Origin of the sequence: Streptomyces sp. NPDC047061, from assembly GCF_040643955.1 — a bacterium.
Lineage (GTDB): Bacteria > Actinomycetota > Actinomycetes > Streptomycetales > Streptomycetaceae > Streptomyces.
The window spans coordinates 438063-453087 of record NZ_JBEYVI010000004.1 but is presented as its reverse complement, the minus strand read 5'-3'; the positions used below and the strand labels follow the sequence as shown (position 1 = coordinate 453087).

General features: G+C 73.6%; 13 protein-coding genes. 4 read left to right on the top strand and 9 right to left on the bottom strand.

Features of this window, described 5'->3' with window-relative positions:
• Nucleotides 1–47: 47 nt before the first annotated feature.
• The 3 genes from ABZ887_RS10515 to ABZ887_RS10505 all read right to left on the bottom strand — a co-directional run bounded on the left by ABZ887_RS10515 (nucleotide 48) and on the right by ABZ887_RS10505 (nucleotide 5484).
• Nucleotides 48–3377 carry a S8 family serine peptidase gene (locus ABZ887_RS10515; RefSeq protein WP_361285690.1) on the bottom strand — a complete coding sequence of 1110 codons (3330 nt, stop codon included), beginning with the start codon at nucleotides 3375–3377 and terminating at the stop codon, nucleotides 48–50.
• Between the two features lie 181 nt (nucleotides 3378–3558).
• Entirely contained in the window at nucleotides 3559–4551 is a 993-nt protein-coding gene (locus ABZ887_RS10510) for a nucleoside hydrolase (RefSeq protein WP_361285687.1), read from the bottom strand.
• 42 nt (nucleotides 4552–4593) lie between these two features.
• Nucleotides 4594–5484, bottom strand: coding sequence for an SDR family oxidoreductase (locus tag ABZ887_RS10505; protein ID WP_361285684.1), 891 nt, complete (start codon nucleotides 5482–5484; stop codon nucleotides 4594–4596).
• 98 nt (nucleotides 5485–5582) lie between these two features.
• Here ABZ887_RS10505 and ABZ887_RS10500 point away from each other — a divergent pair, with 98 nt between their 5' ends.
• Nucleotides 5583–6155 carry a helix-turn-helix domain-containing protein gene (locus ABZ887_RS10500; RefSeq protein ID WP_361285681.1) on the top strand — a complete coding sequence of 191 codons (573 nt, stop codon included), beginning with the start codon at nucleotides 5583–5585 and terminating at the stop codon, nucleotides 6153–6155.
• A 33-nt stretch (nucleotides 6156–6188) separates the two neighbouring features.
• Here the strand turns inward: ABZ887_RS10500 and ABZ887_RS10495 are convergent, their stop codons facing one another.
• Together ABZ887_RS10495 and ABZ887_RS10490 are read right to left on the bottom strand one after the other, a co-directional pair.
• On the bottom strand, nucleotides 6189–6578 hold the full coding sequence (locus ABZ887_RS10495) for an META domain-containing protein (RefSeq protein WP_361285678.1): 390 nt from the start codon (nucleotides 6576–6578) through the stop codon (nucleotides 6189–6191).
• A 119-nt stretch (nucleotides 6579–6697) separates the two neighbouring features.
• Nucleotides 6698–7528, bottom strand: a complete 831-nt coding sequence (locus tag ABZ887_RS10490) for an alpha/beta hydrolase (protein ID WP_361285675.1) — start codon at nucleotides 7526–7528, stop codon at nucleotides 6698–6700.
• Nucleotides 7529–8043: 515 nt separating this feature from the next.
• Here ABZ887_RS10490 and ABZ887_RS10485 point away from each other — a divergent pair.
• A complete protein-coding gene (locus ABZ887_RS10485) occupies nucleotides 8044–8583 on the top strand; it encodes a MarR family transcriptional regulator (protein WP_361285672.1) in 540 nt (179 codons plus the stop codon).
• 131 nt (nucleotides 8584–8714) lie between these two features.
• The gene (locus ABZ887_RS10480) at nucleotides 8715–9524 is read left to right on the top strand and encodes a hypothetical protein (protein WP_361285669.1); all 810 of its coding nucleotides are present in this window, start codon (nucleotides 8715–8717) and stop codon (nucleotides 9522–9524) included.
• Here the strand turns inward: ABZ887_RS10480 and ABZ887_RS10475 are convergent.
• The 4 genes from ABZ887_RS10475 to ABZ887_RS10460 all read right to left on the bottom strand — a co-directional run bounded on the left by ABZ887_RS10475 (nucleotide 9521) and on the right by ABZ887_RS10460 (nucleotide 14629).
• Nucleotides 9521–10309 (bottom strand): TIGR03943 family protein, encoded by a 789-nt coding sequence (locus ABZ887_RS10475; protein ID WP_361285667.1) that lies wholly within the window; start codon nucleotides 10307–10309, stop codon nucleotides 9521–9523. The two genes, ABZ887_RS10480 and ABZ887_RS10475, sit on opposite strands and share 4 nt — an antisense overlap.
• Nucleotides 10306–11310 carry a permease gene (locus tag ABZ887_RS10470; RefSeq protein WP_361285665.1) on the bottom strand — a complete coding sequence of 335 codons (1005 nt, stop codon included), beginning with the start codon at nucleotides 11308–11310 and terminating at the stop codon, nucleotides 10306–10308. Before ABZ887_RS10470 ends, ABZ887_RS10475 begins: the two co-directional genes overlap by 4 nt.
• A gap of 97 nt (nucleotides 11311–11407) precedes the next feature.
• Entirely contained in the window at nucleotides 11408–13015 is a 1608-nt protein-coding gene (locus ABZ887_RS10465; RefSeq protein WP_361285662.1) for an amidohydrolase, read from the bottom strand.
• Nucleotides 13016–13285: 270 nt separating this feature from the next.
• Nucleotides 13286–14629: a tetratricopeptide repeat protein gene (locus ABZ887_RS10460; protein WP_361285659.1), complete on the bottom strand. Its 1344-nt coding sequence runs from the start codon at nucleotides 14627–14629 to the stop codon at nucleotides 13286–13288.
• Nucleotides 14630–14741: 112 nt separating this feature from the next.
• Between ABZ887_RS10460 and ABZ887_RS10455 the strand changes: the two genes are divergently transcribed.
• Nucleotides 14742–14927, top strand: coding sequence for a hypothetical protein (locus ABZ887_RS10455; RefSeq protein WP_361285656.1), 186 nt, complete (start codon nucleotides 14742–14744; stop codon nucleotides 14925–14927).
• Nucleotides 14928–15025: the final 98 nt, after the last annotated feature.

Sequence of the window (15025 nt, the reverse complement as noted above, 5' to 3'; positions counted from 1 at the left end):
GCAGTCGGCACCCGGCCTGTCCCGGCGCTTCCAGCGGAGCGCCCGGCTCACTTGCCGACGTACGCGTCGTACACCGTGACCGCCGACGCGTTGCCCTTCCGGTCGGTGATCCGGTACTTGAAGGACACCGCCCTGCCCTGGGCGGGGTTCCTGTAGGTGACGTGGCCGTGGGTGACGGCGAGCTTCGTCCAGTGCCCGCCGCCGTCGTAGGAGACCCACACGGCGAGGGACCGGAGGTTCCTGCCCGCCGCCGAGCCCTGGACGGTCACCGGGACGGTGACCCTGCGGCCGGCCGGGGCGTGGCCGCTCAGGTCGGTCCGCGCGGCGATCCGCAGGGCGGAGGCCGGCAGGGCGGTCGGTCCGGAGGTCTTCTTCGAGGTGAAGGTCCAGGTGGCGTCGATGCGCGAGGAGGTCCGCGCCACGCCCGCCGAGCGCTTCACGGAGGTGGAGAGCCGGTATGCCGCCTTCCCGGCCGGCACCTTGAACACCTCGAACCCGAACAGCGGATCGGTGTTGCTGCCGACCTTGGTGCCGCCCCGGAAGAGGGTGGTGCGCACCGAGGAGAAGTCGGAGGAGCCGGCGTGCCCGGCGCCGTCGGAGAACAGCGGGATGTCGCCGGAGATCTCGTTGCCGTCGCGGTCCAGGCCGTAGTCGGCGGTGAGCAGCGGGGCGATCACGGCGGTGTTGAAGGTGGAGGTGTAGGTCCGGCCGCCCTGGTAGGTCCGGCCGGTGCCGGAGATGTAGTGGGCCGAGCTGACCGGGTAGCCGTACGCGTCGGGCTCGGCCGCGTACTGGTCGAAGCTCGCCGACCACGCGATGCCGCTCCCGGCGGACAGGTGCAGGATGCGGGTGCCCGGCAACCGTTGTGCGACCGGCTGGGTGACGCTCGTGCCGGCCGGGGTCTCCGCGAGCAGGGTGACCGCGCCGGTGCGGCCCGGCACGGAGCTGCCGAGGCGGGCCCTGACCGTGGCCAGCGCGCTCGCCGGGTAGTGCCTGGTGAGCGCCTTGAACGTGGTCGGTCCGGCGGTGGTGAAGATGTCGTACTCGCTGCCCGCACCCCGCGTCCACTGCCCGGTCCAGCGCTCGGTGAGGCCCTGGACGGCCGGGCCGAGATGGGCGACGCGCAGGCCGGCGAAGGAGGTGGTGTGGACGGAGAAGTCGGCGACCGCGTCGGCGTACTGGTAGCCGATGCCCGCGTCCGACGGCTTGGCGGCACCGTCCGGGACGGTGATGTCCGAGGCCCTGGCCCGGTTCAGGTCCACGGTGATGCCGACGTCCTTCGTGACGTTCAGGACGGGCTGCGACAGCCAGTCGATGCCGCCCTCGTCCGAGGTGAGGCTCTTCATGCTGACGGAGTCGAGGACGTACTTGCCCTTGGGCACCCGCATGGTCACGGTGTCGTCCGTGCTCTGCGAGGTGTAGTCCAGCCCCTCTCCGACGCCGGAGTAGCCGGTCAGGGTGGTGAGGTGCACCGGGGACGGTCCGGCCCGGTTCACGAACTTCAGCGTCACGTCGTACGACTGCACCTCGCGCTGCACGCCCACGGTGGTCCGGACGGTCCGGCCGCCGCCGGTCGCGACCACGTACCCGGAGCAGGCGCCGTCGACCGTGCCCACCTTGGTGTTCACGGTGACGCCGACCGAGGCCGTACCGCCCGCCGGGACCGTCACCGAGGTGGCGCCGAGGGTCAGGAAGCCGGCCGGGGCCTTGCCGCCGTCGGGGTCCAGGGCCGTCGAGGTCAGCTTCAGCGTGACCGCGGCGGTACCGGTGTTGCGGTAGGTCAGCCGCTTGGTGACCGGGGTGTCGTCGGTGTGCGGCCATCGCTGGATGCCGTACGACAGCGACGGCTGCTCGGCGAACACGGTCTGCGTGATGGCCCGGTCGACCTGGATCCGCCCGGTGCCCTGCTGGTACGGCGTGTAGGAGCCCGCCTTCGCCGAACCCATCAGCACCGCCTTGAGCTGCGCGTACCCCCAGTCCGGGTGCTCCTGCTTGAGGATGGCGGCGGCGCCCGCGACATGGGGGGTCGCCATCGACGTACCCGAGATGGTCAGGTAGCCGGGCGGGTTCTCCCCTTCCTCCTTGTCGATGACGCTGCCCGGGGCCGCGGCGGCGGTGATGTCCACGCCGGGCGCGGTGACGTCCGGCTTCACGGAGCCGTCGGAGACCGGGCCGGTGGAGGAGAAGTCGGCGAGCCTGTCCTTGCCGTCGACGGCTCCCACGGAGAGCGCGTCCGCGGCACTGGACGGCGAGTCGACGGTGCCCGCACCGAACTCCCCCTCGTTGCCGGCGGCGACGGCGAACAGGATGCCCTTTTCCTCGGAGAGCTTGTTCACCTCGGCCTCCAGCGGGTCGGTGCCGGGGGTGTCGGTGCCGCCCAGGCTCATGTTGACGATGTCGGCGCCCTGGTCGGCGGCCCACTCCATGCCGGCGATGATGGCGGAGTCGTCGCCGCTGCCGTCGTCGTCCATCACCTTGCCGTTGAGCAGCTTGGCGCCCGGCGCGACCCCGGTGTACCTGCCTCCTGACCCGGCGCCGGTGCCGGCCGCGATGGACGCGACGTGGGTGCCGTGCCCCTGGTGGTCGTCGGCGTCGGCGGAGGCGGAGAAGTTCTTCGCCGCGATCACCTGGCCCTTGAGGTCCGGGTGGTCGGCGTCGACACCGGTGTCCAGGACGGCGATCTTCACGCCCTTGCCGGTGTAGCCGGCCTTCCAGGCCGTGGGCGCACCGATCTGTGGCCCGGACTTGTCGTCGCTGACCTCGCGGACCGCGTCCAGCCAGACGTGCGCCACCCCCGGCGCGGCCTCGCCGCCGTTCGTCACCGCGTCCCAGAGCCTGCCCGGGTCCTGCTTCGGGGCCCGGACCGCCTGCGCGTCGAGCGACTTGAGGGTACGGCGTACGGTGGCCGCGTCCTCGACGTCGGCGCGGGCGGTCGCGGCCGTGCCCCGGTAGCCGACGATGACCTTGAGACCGTCCCGCTGGTCCGCCCGCTCCCTGTCCTTGTTCAACTCGGTGACGTCGAAAAGCCGTTGGTCCAGTCTCCCGGCGGCGATCAGGGCGGCGGCGTCGGTGGGCACGACCAGGGTGTGGCCGCCGACGGTACGGGTCTGCACGGGCACGTGCTCCCGCCCCCTGGCGTGCTGCACGCCCAGGACCCGGCCCCCGGCGCCGACGGTGACCCGGTCGCCGGTGATGAGGGTGAGGGTGTGGGCCCCGGCCGCGAAGGACGCGGGGCGGCTTGCGGTGTTCGCGGTGGCGATGGCGGTAGTGGCTGCGGCGGTGGCGGTGGTGGCGGTCTGGGTGAGGGCCAGGCTCGCCATGGCGGTCGTGGTCGTCAGCGCCAGGCAGGCGCGTATCGGGTTCCGCTGTCTCGGCATGGTTCCCCCCGGGGCGTCGTGCCGGTCCGTCTCTCGCCCACGATGAGGTCCACCACAGCGCCCGGGTTCCCCAACTCCTCCTCGGTTACGAACAGTTGACGTTCGGGATCGGTCCGGGACAAAGGCGGTGCACAGATGCCGACGACTCCCGCCCCCCACACAGCAGCGGAGAAGGGTGCCCTCAGCCGGCCGGGGTCCCGCCGCCGACGGTCTCCAGGTACAGCTTCACGTACCGTTCCACGTCCACGTCCAACGCCACGTCCACCAGGGCCTGTTCGCGGGCGCCGCCGTGGATCTCGGCCTCGCCGGGGCGGGGGCGGCGGTCGACGATGGTCTGGCCCCGGGTGGGGCCCGGAGCGAGGGAGACCTCGACCGGGAGGAGCCGGGTGGTCAGGCCGGCCGGATCGGCGACCGCACAGACCGCGCCCGCGTCACCGAGGCCGCCGTCCGGGTCGTCGCCGTCCGGTACGTCGCCGTCCGGGTCCGGGGCGGCGGGCCGGTGCGCGAGCAGCTCCCCGGCGAGCCGGGCCCCCGGTTCCGCGCTCGCGCGCAGCCGTCGTACCGCCGCGCCCGGCACCACCACCCGCTGGAAGACGTCCAGCCCGTACATGGTGATCGGCACACCGGCGGTGAGCAGGACGGCGGCGGCCTCGGGGTCGTGCCAGACGTTGAACTCGGCGACCGGGGTGGCGTTCCCGGTGGCGACCGCGCCGCCCATGAACACGATCCGCTCGATGTTCCGGGTCACCTCCGGGTGGGTGCGCAGCAGCAGGGCGATGTTGGTGAGGGGTGCGGTGGGGATGAGGGTGACCGGGCGGGGCGAGCCGAGGATCTCGCGGCGCAGCAGGGTGACGGCGTCGACGTCGGCGGGGCGCCGGGTCGGCGCGGGCAGCCCGAGGTCCCCCATCCCGTCCGCGCCGTGCACATGCCGTGCCGACCGCGCCGCCTCGATCAACGGCCGCTCGGCGCCCCGGGCGACGGGAACGTCCCCGGCCCCGGCCCGCTCCAGCACGGTCAGGGTGTTGCGGACCACCCCGTCCACGTCGGTGTTCCCGGCGACACAGGTCACCGCCCGCAACTCCAGCCCCGGGTGCCGGACGGCGAACAGCAGGGCGAGGGCGTCGTCGACACCGGTGTCACAGTCGATGATCACGGGGATGGGCTGACCGGTCACGGTGGATCTCCTTCCGTCAGCCCCGACTCTAGGCGCCCCTTCTCACTCGTTCCTGAAGTAGTGCCCCTCCTCGAGGTCCGCCACCAGTCCCGCCTCCACCGGCTCCCACCCCAGCAACTCCCGCGTGCGTGCGCTCTTCACGGGCACGTCCAGCGAGATCAGCCCACCGAAGAACCCGAAGTGCGCGGCGAGCCGCTCCTCGGGAACGCTCTCCACCGGAATCCCCAGCCGCCGCCCGACGACGCCGGCGATCTCCCGCACCGCGACGCCCTCCTCGGCCGCCGCATGCAGCTCCGCGCCCGCCGGCGCCTTCTCCAACGCCAGCCGGTACAGCCGCCCGAGGTCCAGCGTGTGGACGGCGGACCACTGGTTCGAGCCGTCCCCGGCATAGCCGGAGACCCCCGTCGCCCGGGCGATCCGGATCAGCATCGGCAGGAACCCGCTCCGGTCCCGCGTACTGTGCACGACCGGCGGGATCCCGACGAGCACGGCACGCACCCCCCGCTCGGCGAACTCGCCGAACAGCCGGCCCGTGGCGATCCGGGGGTTGGCGCTGTACGCCGCGCCGAGGTGCTCGTTGCCGTCGCCGTGCCCCATGCCGATGCCTATGAGGGCCTTGCCGGTCCCGGCGAGCGCCTCGCCGAACACCTGCGCCACGGTCCGGTCGGCCGCCGCCGCACCGGCCATGTCCCCGGCGGCCATCGCCGCGTGGTCGAAGGCGAGATGGACGACGGCGTCGGCGTCGACCGCGGCCGCCCGCAGGCCGTCCGGATCCGCCAGGTCGCCGCGGCGCACCTCGGCACCCAGGGCCTTCACGGCCGCCGCGGAGCTCTCGGACCGGGCGAGGCCGACGACCTCGTGCCCGGCGTCGACGAGTTCGGGAATGACGGCGGAGCCGATGTGACCGCTCGCGCCGGTGACGAAAACACGCATGACAGCACTCTCCCCAGGACGGAAGGAATGGTGATGTGACTCGGTACCGTCACCATACCCCCGTGACGGTACCGAGTCACATCACTTAGGCTGTCCCCATGGCTCGATGGGAACCGAACGCGCGACTGCGCCTCGTGCACGCCGCGCTCGACCTGTTCGGCGAGCAGGGGTACGACAGCACCACCGTCGCCCAGATCGCCGAGCGGGCCGGGCTGACCAAGACGACGTTCTTCAGGCACTTCCCGGACAAGCGCGAGGTGCTGTTCGCGGGCCAGGCGGAGCACGGCCGGCTCCTGGCCGAGGGAGCCGCGGCCGCGCCCGGCACCGCGACCCCGCTGGAGACGGTGGCCGCCGCCCTGGACGCCCTGGCCGCCTCCTTCACCCCGGAGCAGCGCGCGTTCGCCCCCCGGCTGATGCAGGTCATCGGCAGCCACAGCGAGCTGCGGGAACGCGCCGCGTTCAAGAGCCTCAACCTCGCCACGACGCTGGCCACGGCCCTCCGCGACCGCGGCGTACCCGACCCCACCGCGTCCCTCGCCGCCCACCTGGGCGCCCAGGCCTTCTCGGCCGCCTTCGCCCGCTGGATCACCCCGACGAACGACCGCACCCTCCCCGACCTGACCCACCAGACCCTGAACGAACTACGCGAGGCGACGGCGGCTCTCACGTAGGGGCCCCTCATGATGATGACCTGGGTCGCCGTCTCACCGCCTCAGGGAGACGACCTGGCCGTCCGGGCCCGTGAGTGTGAGGGTGCGGGCGGTCGTCCGGGCCTCGTAGGTGCCGGCGGAAGGTATGACGTCGACGTGGTCGGGCGGACAGCAGGCGATCGCCGTCGCCTTGTACTTGCCGCCGAAGGTGATCGCGGACCGGCCTGCGTTCACGACCGCCTCGCCCGAGAAGCTGTTGCAGCCATCGTGGCCGATGACGGTGCGGTTGTCGGCGTCGACGGTGACGGCGTACGCGCGCCATTTGACACCGGTGAAGGTGGGGGTCGCGGTGCTCGGACCGTCGTTGCCGGACCGGGCGGCACATGCGGCCGAAAGGGCAACGGTCGCAAGGACCGTGGAAGCGAGGAGAACGGTTCGTTTCATGGTCCTGTGACGCGACGACAACGAGAACCGTTCAGTGGAGGTCCCGGCCACGCGGAGGCTGCGGCATGTGCCATCACGGTGCCGTCACCGCCACCGCGGGCTTCGCTGTCGGCGACGGGCTAGGCACCCGGACTCTGCGGCAGCTCCGCGATGAACTCGTCGAGGAGGCCGGCGAGTTCGGCCGGGGTCTCCTCCTGGGGGGCGTGGCCGGCGTTCGGGATGATCTGGACGGCGCCGCGCCACAGGGTGGGGGCGTGCAGCTTGTCGAGGTAGGCCAGGTCGACGATCTGTTCGCCCGCGCCGTGCAGGACGGCCAGTGGCCTGTCGAGGGTCGCGGCGATCTCGGTCTCGTCGGCGGTCGCCCCCGCGAGGCTCGCGGCCAGGTCGCTGCGCGCCGCGCCGTCCGTGGCCAGGATGTCGGCGACCAGGTCCGCGGTCGGGAGGGGGGAGCCGGGGGCGTAGAAGGACTCGGCGTAGGTGCGCGCGGTGTCCTCGTCCACGTCCGCCGTGAAGCCGATCTGCAGGGCCGGGTTCGGGAGGAACGCCTCGGCCAGGTCGCCGGGTCCGCCGAGGGGCGGGGTGCCGAACACGGCGTAGCCGGCCGCGTCCGGGAGCAGTCCGGACGCCTCCAGGGCGATGTGGCCGCCGAGGCTCCATCCGACGATCAGGGCGTCCCGCGCGTCCAGCGCGTCCACGAACCCGGAGAGCACGGCGGCGTAGCCGGGCACCGAGTACACGCCCGACCCGGGCTCCGCCGCCGGGGACGCCCCGTGTCCGGGCAGGTCGAGGGCCAGGCAGCGGTGGCGCCGCCCGAACTCACCGTCCAGGAGACGACTCCAGGTCCTGGAGGACGAGGAGTTGCCGTGCACCAGCACGACCGGGCGCCCCTGCCCGGAACTGCGGCGGTAGGCGATCTCCCGCCCCGTCACACGCACGAATTCGTGAGCCATCATCTCTCCAGCACACTCTGGGCCGGACTGCGGACGGGTGGAGTCGGGCGCCGGCGGGCAGTCGCGATCGTCGCGGCGCGGCGGATGCCGGCCGGGGGCTGGACGGGCGTGGGCGCTCGGCTGAACCTCTCCGGCTGCCCCTGCCGAACCGGGCCGTCCGATCGTAGGCGACCGGATCCTGGAGCAGATAGGCATCGCGGGGGCCGGCTAGACGTCGCGGAGGCCAGGTAGACGTCGCGGGGCCGGCCAGGCATCACGTGGGCGGCGGCGCGTCGAGCACACCCCACCGGTCAACCTGGAGAAGGAGTACGGGCCGCTCGGCGACCCGTTGTGACCCACCCGGCCTCGCCCCCGTGAGAGCCGCGAAGGCCCGTTCGGCCAGGCGCCGAGCGGGCCCGGGCTGCCGTGGACGACATGACTGCTCCCATGATTCCTTTGAGGCCGGGTATCTCGAGAATCTCGGATATCCCGAATCCGGATCCGTCATCACCGTGCAGAGCAGAGAGGTCCCTCGAATGTCAGGCGCAAGGGAACCCGGTCCGTCCGGCCCGGACCTGGGCAGAGTCGTCCAGAGCTACCAGGCGGCCGTCGACGACTTCGACCGCGAGGTCGCCCGGCTGCTGGGCGTCAACGAGACCGATCTGCGCTGCCTGGAGATCCTGCTCGACGTCGAGGAGACGACCCCCCGCACGCTCAGCGCCAAGCTGGGCCTGAGCACCGGCAGCGTCACCGCCATGCTCGACCGCCTGGAGAAGCTCGGCTACCTCACCCGCAGCCCGCACCCCACCGACCGCCGCAAGACCGTCGTGCGCGCCACCCCGGACGTCACCGAACGCGCCTACGGCCTGATGGGCCCGTTCCTCGCCGACACCGCCGAGCGCCTCCTGCCCCGCTACACACCCGAGCAACTCGCCCTCGTCGCCGACTACCTGACCCGGACCCGCGACATCCAGCAGGAGCACACCGAACGCCTGCGGCAGCTCCCCGCCGCCCGGGCCCCCCGTTCGGGCGGCCGCCGGTCCCCCGGCCCCCGGGAGCGCGCCGCCCCCCGGTGACCGGGCCGACCCGGGTGCCCCACCGGGCACGTCTCACCCGGACGGACCGGAGCGGTGGTGGACGGGCCCGAGCGGTGGTGCCGTGAGAGCACGCGTTCCGCTCCGCTCCTGGTTCCCGGGGAGGCCCCGTCATGAGAGTCACCGCCTCCGGCCTGGTCGTGGCCGGCCTCCTCACCGCCGTCAGCGCCTGTACGGCCGCCGGGCCGCCGAAGGCCGACGCCCCCGCCCCCGCGCCGACCTCCGCCGAACGGCCCGCCCCGGCCAGCCCCGCCGCCTCACCCGCCGCCTCACCCGGCACCGGCACCAGCGCCGGAACCGGAGCCCCGGCGCTCACCCCCGATCAGGCACAGGCCGCGCTGATCGGCGAAAGCGACCTGGGCGTGCCGTGGACGGCCGCGGACGGGACCGCCACCTGGCACGACGGACTGCTCAAGGCGACCACCGGCCAGCCCGGCTGCCAGCGCCTCCTGGAGGCCCTGTACACCGACGAACTGCTCGGCGCCCCGGCCGGTCCGCAGGCCGTCACCGCCCTCGACGACGGCGACGACGCGGCCCAGCTCCGCTACCAGGTCGACGCGAGCCGCTCCGCCGACGTCGACCGCACCCTGGCCTGGCTGCGGACCCTGCCCAGTGCCTGCGCGCAGTTCACCGCGCAGACGACCGCGGCCGGGACCGAGGCCGTCCAGGTCGCCGACGCCGGGCTACGGGACTTCGGCGACGCGCGCCAGGGACTGCGGATCACCCTCACCGCGCAGCCCTCCGCCGCCGACGCCCCCACCACCCTCACCCTCGACGTCGCCGTCGTCCGCGTGGGCGACGACGCGATCGTCCTCACCGCCGGCGCGCTCGGCACCCTCCCCGACGACACCACCGGGCAGGCCCTCGACATCGGCGTCCAACGGCTCGCCCAGGTACGGGAGCAGGGGCGGGCGCAGGCCTAGGGCGTCTCGTACGGGTCCGACGGCTGCTTCACCGTCCTCGCCGACCCCGCGTCCAGCACCGGCGGCCACGCCGCGTCCGAGCCCAGCCTGCCCTTGGGATGCCAGGTGCCGGTGACGGTGACCCAGGTGTCGGTGGGCGGCGCGTCCTCACCCCGGATCTCGACCTTGCTGGTGGTCGCGTCGGCGGCGCAGCACGTGACCATGAGCCGGGTCAGGTACCAGGTGCCGCCGGAGCCGTGCGTCACGAAGCCCGTCATCCGGACCGTACGACCGCTCAGCGAGCGCCCGCTGTCGTAGATCGCCCGCGAGCTGAACCCGGCGAGCGTCAGCGCGACCGGGTTCCCGGCCGGCAGCGCCGGGAAGGCCCCGACGCCCTGTGCCGCCCGCTGCGCCGCCTCGCGCCCCGCGCTGTACGAACCGAGGGCCGGGGGCGGGAAGAGCAGCAGGGCGAGGGCGGGGAGGGTGAGCAGCCAGGCGATCCGGGGACCGGCGGCACCGTGATGGCCGTGACCGTCGTCATGGGTCTCGCTGTCGCTGTCATCGTGCTCGGCGTCGTGCTCGCCGTCGTACTCGGCGTCGTCCCCACCGGCTTCCTCGCCGCCCCCCGTGCGGCTTCTCAGGACCGCCGTCGTCACGCCCAGCAGGATCAGCGCGGTCCCGGAGACGATCAGGTACGGGCGCAGCGCGTGCTGCACGTACCGCAGGTACAGGTCGCTGAGGAGCGTGATCCGCAGGACCGCCGCGCCGACCAGGCAGAGCAGGACCGGGCCGCCGTACCGCCTCACAGCAGCCACCATCCCACCAGGACGCTGGCGGACAACGCGACCAGCCAGGTCGCCGAGGAGAAGCGGAGTGCGAAGCGCCTGCCGAAGGTGCCCGCCTGAAGGGCGATCAGCTTCAGGTCGACCATCGGGCCCACCACCATGAACGCCAGGCGGGCCGTGGCCGGGAAGGCGCTGAGCGAGGCGGCCACGAAGGCGTCGGCCTCGCTGCACACGCACAGCACGACGGCGAGCACCGCGAGGAGGGGGACGGCGGTCCACGCCGAGCCGGTGAAGACGTCGAGGACCGATCGGGGCACGACGATGTTGAAGGTCGCCGCGGCCGCCGCGCCGAGCACCAGGAAGCCGCCGGCGTGCAGGAAGTCGTGCTGGAGGCCGGTGACGAAGGCGCGGGGGCCGGTGGCGTGGGAGTCCCGGGCGGTGCGCGGCGGGCGCAGCCACTCGTCGCGGCCGAACCGGGCCCACAGCCAGCCCATCACCACCGCCGTGCCGAGGGAGGCGAGCAGCCGGGCCAGCACCATCTCCGGCCGGCCGGGGAACGCGATCGAGGTCGCCACCAGCACGACCGGGTTGATCGCCGGTGCGGAGAGGAGGAAGGCGAGGGCCGCGGCGGGGGCGACCCCGCGCCGCATCAGGCTGCCGGCCACGGGGACGGAGGCGCACTCGCAGCCCGGCAGGACGACGCCGGCGGCCCCCGCCACGGGAACGGCGAGGGCCTGGTTGCGGGGGAGGAGGCGGGTGAGGACCCGTTCCGGGACGAAGGCGCCGATCGCCGCGGAGACGACGGTGCCGAGGAGGAGGAAGGGGACGCCCTGGACGGCGACCGCGGTGAACACGGTCCACCAGGCGGCGACCGGTGGGGTGTAGAGGTCGAGGGCGAGGGTCGGGCCCAGGACCGAGACGACGGTCGCGATGGCGAGGAGGGCGGTGCCGCCGAGGACCACGTGGACGACGGCCCGTGTCAGGAGACGCAGGCCGTCGGCGACTGTCCGTTGGTCTTGCACGCGGGGGACGCTAGTGAACAGGGCTGTTACTTGGCACAGAGACTGCTGTGTGTCGGGTGCGGGCCGGTGGGGGCTTGTCGCGCAGTTCCCCGCGCCCCTATCGGGGCGCCATGGTCCCGCCCACGAAAGTCTGAACGGGCTTCAGGTCCCGCAGCTCCTCGCCCGCCGCGTTCGCCGGGTCCCGGTCCCACACCGTGAAGTCCGCCCAGCGGCCCGGGGTCAGGGTGCCGCGTACCCGGTCCTCGCCCGTGAGGTGGGCGGCCTGGGTGGTGTGCAGGGTCAGCGCCTCCTCGTACGAGATCGCGTGCTCGGGGCCCTTGACGCCGATGACCGTCTGCCGGGTCGTCATGCCCCACACCGAGCGCATCGCGCCGAACTGGCCGACCGGGAAGTCGGAGCCCGCGCTGACCTGGGCGCCCAGGTCGATCCAGCCGCGGGCCGGGAAGAGGCGGGCGACCCGTTCCGGGCCCCAGAAGACCTCCTCGACCTCGGCGGTGTCGTGCAGCAGCGGCTGCTGGATGGTGACGGGGATGCCGAGGGCGACGGCGCGGGCGCGCTGCTCCGGGCCGGCGAGGCCGCCGTGCTCCATGACCAGCGTGCCGGCGGGCAGGCCGGGGTTGCGCTCCAGGACCCGCTCGTAGACGTCGAGGAGGGTGCGGACGGCCCGGTCGCCGTAGGCGTGCGTGCCGACCCGCCAGCCGCGCCTGACCACCGCCTCGACGGCCTCGACCAGCGCGTCCGGCTCCCAGATCAGCATCCCGGAGAAGGAGTGGTCGCAGGCGTACGGCTCCTCGGTGGCGCCGGCCTCCAGGCCGCCGTCGAGGCCGAACTTCACGCCCCACACCGACAGCCACGGGTCGGAGGGGTCGCGCCACTCCTCCATGACGTCGAGCAGCTCCTCGACCTGGGCGGCGCTGGTCATGCCGAGTGCCGAGATCAGCGCGCGCACCCTGGTGTGCAGCGCGCCCGCCTCGCGGGCGGCCCGGAGCACCCGGTAGTCCTCGGGGGCGACCGCGCAGTCGCGCACGGTGCCGATGCCGGTGGCGGCGTAGTCGCGGGTGGCGATCCGCAGGCCTTCGATGCGCTGGGCCCGGTCCGGGGCCGGGACCAGGCGCTCGACCAGGTGCAGGGCGTTGTCGACCAGCCGGCCGTCCAGCCGGCCGTCGGCGCCGCGGCCGATGGTGCCGCCGGGCGGTACGGGGGTGTCCTCGGTGATGCCCGCGAGGCGCAGCGCGTAGCTGTTGACGACGTCGTTGTGGCCGCCGCGCTTGACCAGGACCGGGTGCCGGTCGGTGGCCGTGTCGAGCTCGGCCGCGGTGGGCATGCGGCGCTCGGCCAGGTTCAGTTCCTGCCAGTTGGTGGTGGTGCGGATCCACTCGCCCTCGGGGGTGACCGCGGCCCGCTGCCGGATCAGGTCCAGGAACTCGGGGATGGTGCGGGCCTGGTGGACGGGGACGTCCTGGGCGCCGAGCGCGGCGAAGATCAGGTGGGTGTGGGTGTCGTCGAAGGCGGGCAGCACGGTGGCGCCGGGCAGGTCACGGACCTCGGTCCGCCCGGTCACCAGGTGGTCGAGGCCGTGCGGGTCGGCGGACACGGCCGTGATCCGGTCGCCGCGCACGGCGAGCGCCCGCTGCGGGGCCTGGCCGGGCACCAGGGTGTGCACCGCGCCGGCGCGGATCAGCAGGTCGGCTCCGTGGTCTGTCATCGTCTTCTCCCTCAGCTCGCAGCGTCGCGAACGTTTCGCTGACGAGACTGTTGTAGAAGCCGATCGGTGATTCGCCGCCATATCGAGGGCGTGAGTACAGAAAGCACGCCATTCCTGTCGCCTCACGCGCGGATCATGCGACAGACGGCGGGGACAACGGGCCCCGTAAGGGGCGCGGGGCCGAGCCGATGTGCGGCTCCGCCGCGTGGGCGCGACCAGCCCCCACCGCCCGCAGCCGGACGTGACGGCACGCCACGGGGAACGGCGGTCCTACAACGGCGGCTGGGCCGGTGCCGGTCCCAAGGTCGTCGTGCCCGGGGCCGTCCGGTGGCCGAGTCCGGTGCGGTACGCGTCCAGTGCCGCCTCCACCCGGCCGGTGCGGCGCAGCAGGTCGCCGAGCAGGCGGCACAGGTCCGCCAGGTCGCCCGCCGCGCCGGCCCGCTCCAGCAGGCTCAGCGCCCGTACGTAGTGCTCCTCCGCCGCCTCCGTGTCCCGGGCGTCCTCGGCGATGATGCCAAGCAGCCGGTGCGCGGCGGCGGAGTGGACCGCGCCGCGCTCGGAGGAGAAGTCGCCGAGCACGTCGTGCAGCAGTTCGGCGGCCTCGTCGGACTTGCCCCGGCGGTGCAGGACGTCGGCCAGTTCGACGGCCGCCTGGCTGCGGTACAGGGCGGCACGGGTCTCCGAGAGCATCGCGAGGGCCTCCCGCAACTCCTTCTCCGCGCGCTCCAGTTCGCCGTTCTGGGCGTAGACGTAGCCGCGCATCCAGTGGCAGTTGGCGAGTTCGGTACGGAGCTTGAGCTGGCGGTAGAGCTCGGCGGCCTTGGCCAGGGAGGCGTCCGCCTCGGCGACCCGGCCCTCGGCGAGCAGGGTGCGGGCGACGGAACGGTGCATCCGGGCGATCAGCGCGGGGTCGCCGGCCTGCGGGGCGAGGGCGAGGGCGAGTTCGGCGGCCTGGGCGGCGCGGGCGTGGGCGCCCATGTCCATGTACGGACCGATGGCGGAGGCGTACAGGAGCAGGAGGGCGTCGGGGTCGTGCAGGCCGCTGCGGTTCAGTTCGTCGAGGGTGGTCTCAAGGAGGTAGACGGCGTATCGGAGTTCACCCGCTAGGTAGTGGCTCACCGCCCGGCCGCGGATCGCCGGGACGCGTACCGGCAGCGGTTCGTCGGCCGTCCACAGCTCGGCCCGCTCGAAGAACTCCCTGGCCCGGCCCAGCTCGCCGGTGTCCAGGGCGCATTCGCCCATCCCGAGCAGCGCGGTGGCCTGCTCGACGGCGAGCCCGTGCGCCTCCGCCTCCTCGAAGAGGGCGGCGTACTGGGCGGCGGCCGCCTCGGCCTCGCCGGTGGCCAGGGTGCGCTGCGCCTCGGTGAGCCGCAGCCTCAGGTCGGTGGCGAGGTGCGCGGGGCGCCCGCTGGCCAGCTCCTCGAAGCCGACGCCGAGCCGGCCCGCGATGTGCCGCAGCGCCTCGTCGGAGGCCCGCACCCGCCCGGCCTCCAGTGTGGAGATGTAGGCGGGCGTGTAGGCCGGTTCGGCCAACTGCCGCTGGGTCAGGCCCCGCTCGGTGCGCAGTTGCTGCACCCGCCGCCCGACGGTCTCCGGATCGTCCCGTTCCTGCATCTTGTCATTACCCCCAACTCCCCCTGGACCCCTTGCCGTTGCGCTCTGCCTACCCCTAGGTTAAACCGCGAATTAAACGTGCTTAACCCGCCCCTGTCGTTGCGAGGTCGCCGTGCCCGGACGCACATCCGCACGCCCCACCGCAAGCCCTACTGCACGGTACGCCCGCGGCGTCGTGGCAGCCGTGATCGCCGTGGCCGCGCTCATCACCGCCGCCAACGCCGGTCCGGCCAGAGCGACGGACAACTCCCCCGGTTCGCCGACCTCGGCGACCGCCCGGCACACCGCCGGCCACTAGGAGCCCGCCCGCGCCACCAGGCCGCCGCCCCACACTCCATCCCCCCCCACACCCCACGATCGCCCCCGGCGGGACCCTCCCCCTGTCCCGCCGGGGGC

What these genes read in the sequence shown, in the direction of transcription:
- ABZ887_RS10515 (WP_361285690.1), bottom strand. Translation starts at nt 3,377, where the DNA reads ATGCCGAGACAGCGGAACCCGATACGCGCCTGCCTGGCGCTGACGACC.
- ABZ887_RS10505 (WP_361285684.1), bottom strand. Translation starts at nt 5,484, where the DNA reads ATGCGTGTTTTCGTCACCGGCGCGAGCGGTCACATCGGCTCCGCCGTC.
- ABZ887_RS10500 (WP_361285681.1), top strand. Translation starts at nt 5,583, where the DNA reads ATGGCTCGATGGGAACCGAACGCGCGACTGCGCCTCGTGCACGCCGCG.
- ABZ887_RS10495 (WP_361285678.1), bottom strand. Translation starts at nt 6,578, where the DNA reads ATGAAACGAACCGTTCTCCTCGCTTCCACGGTCCTTGCGACCGTTGCC.
- ABZ887_RS10490 (WP_361285675.1), bottom strand. Translation starts at nt 7,528, where the DNA reads ATGGCTCACGAATTCGTGCGTGTGACGGGGCGGGAGATCGCCTACCGC.
- ABZ887_RS10485 (WP_361285672.1), top strand. Translation starts at nt 8,044, where the DNA reads ATGTCAGGCGCAAGGGAACCCGGTCCGTCCGGCCCGGACCTGGGCAGA.
- ABZ887_RS10480 (WP_361285669.1), top strand. Translation starts at nt 8,715, where the DNA reads ATGAGAGTCACCGCCTCCGGCCTGGTCGTGGCCGGCCTCCTCACCGCC.
- ABZ887_RS10465 (WP_361285662.1), bottom strand. Translation starts at nt 13,015, where the DNA reads ATGACAGACCACGGAGCCGACCTGCTGATCCGCGCCGGCGCGGTGCAC.
- ABZ887_RS10460 (WP_361285659.1), bottom strand. Translation starts at nt 14,629, where the DNA reads ATGCAGGAACGGGACGATCCGGAGACCGTCGGGCGGCGGGTGCAGCAA.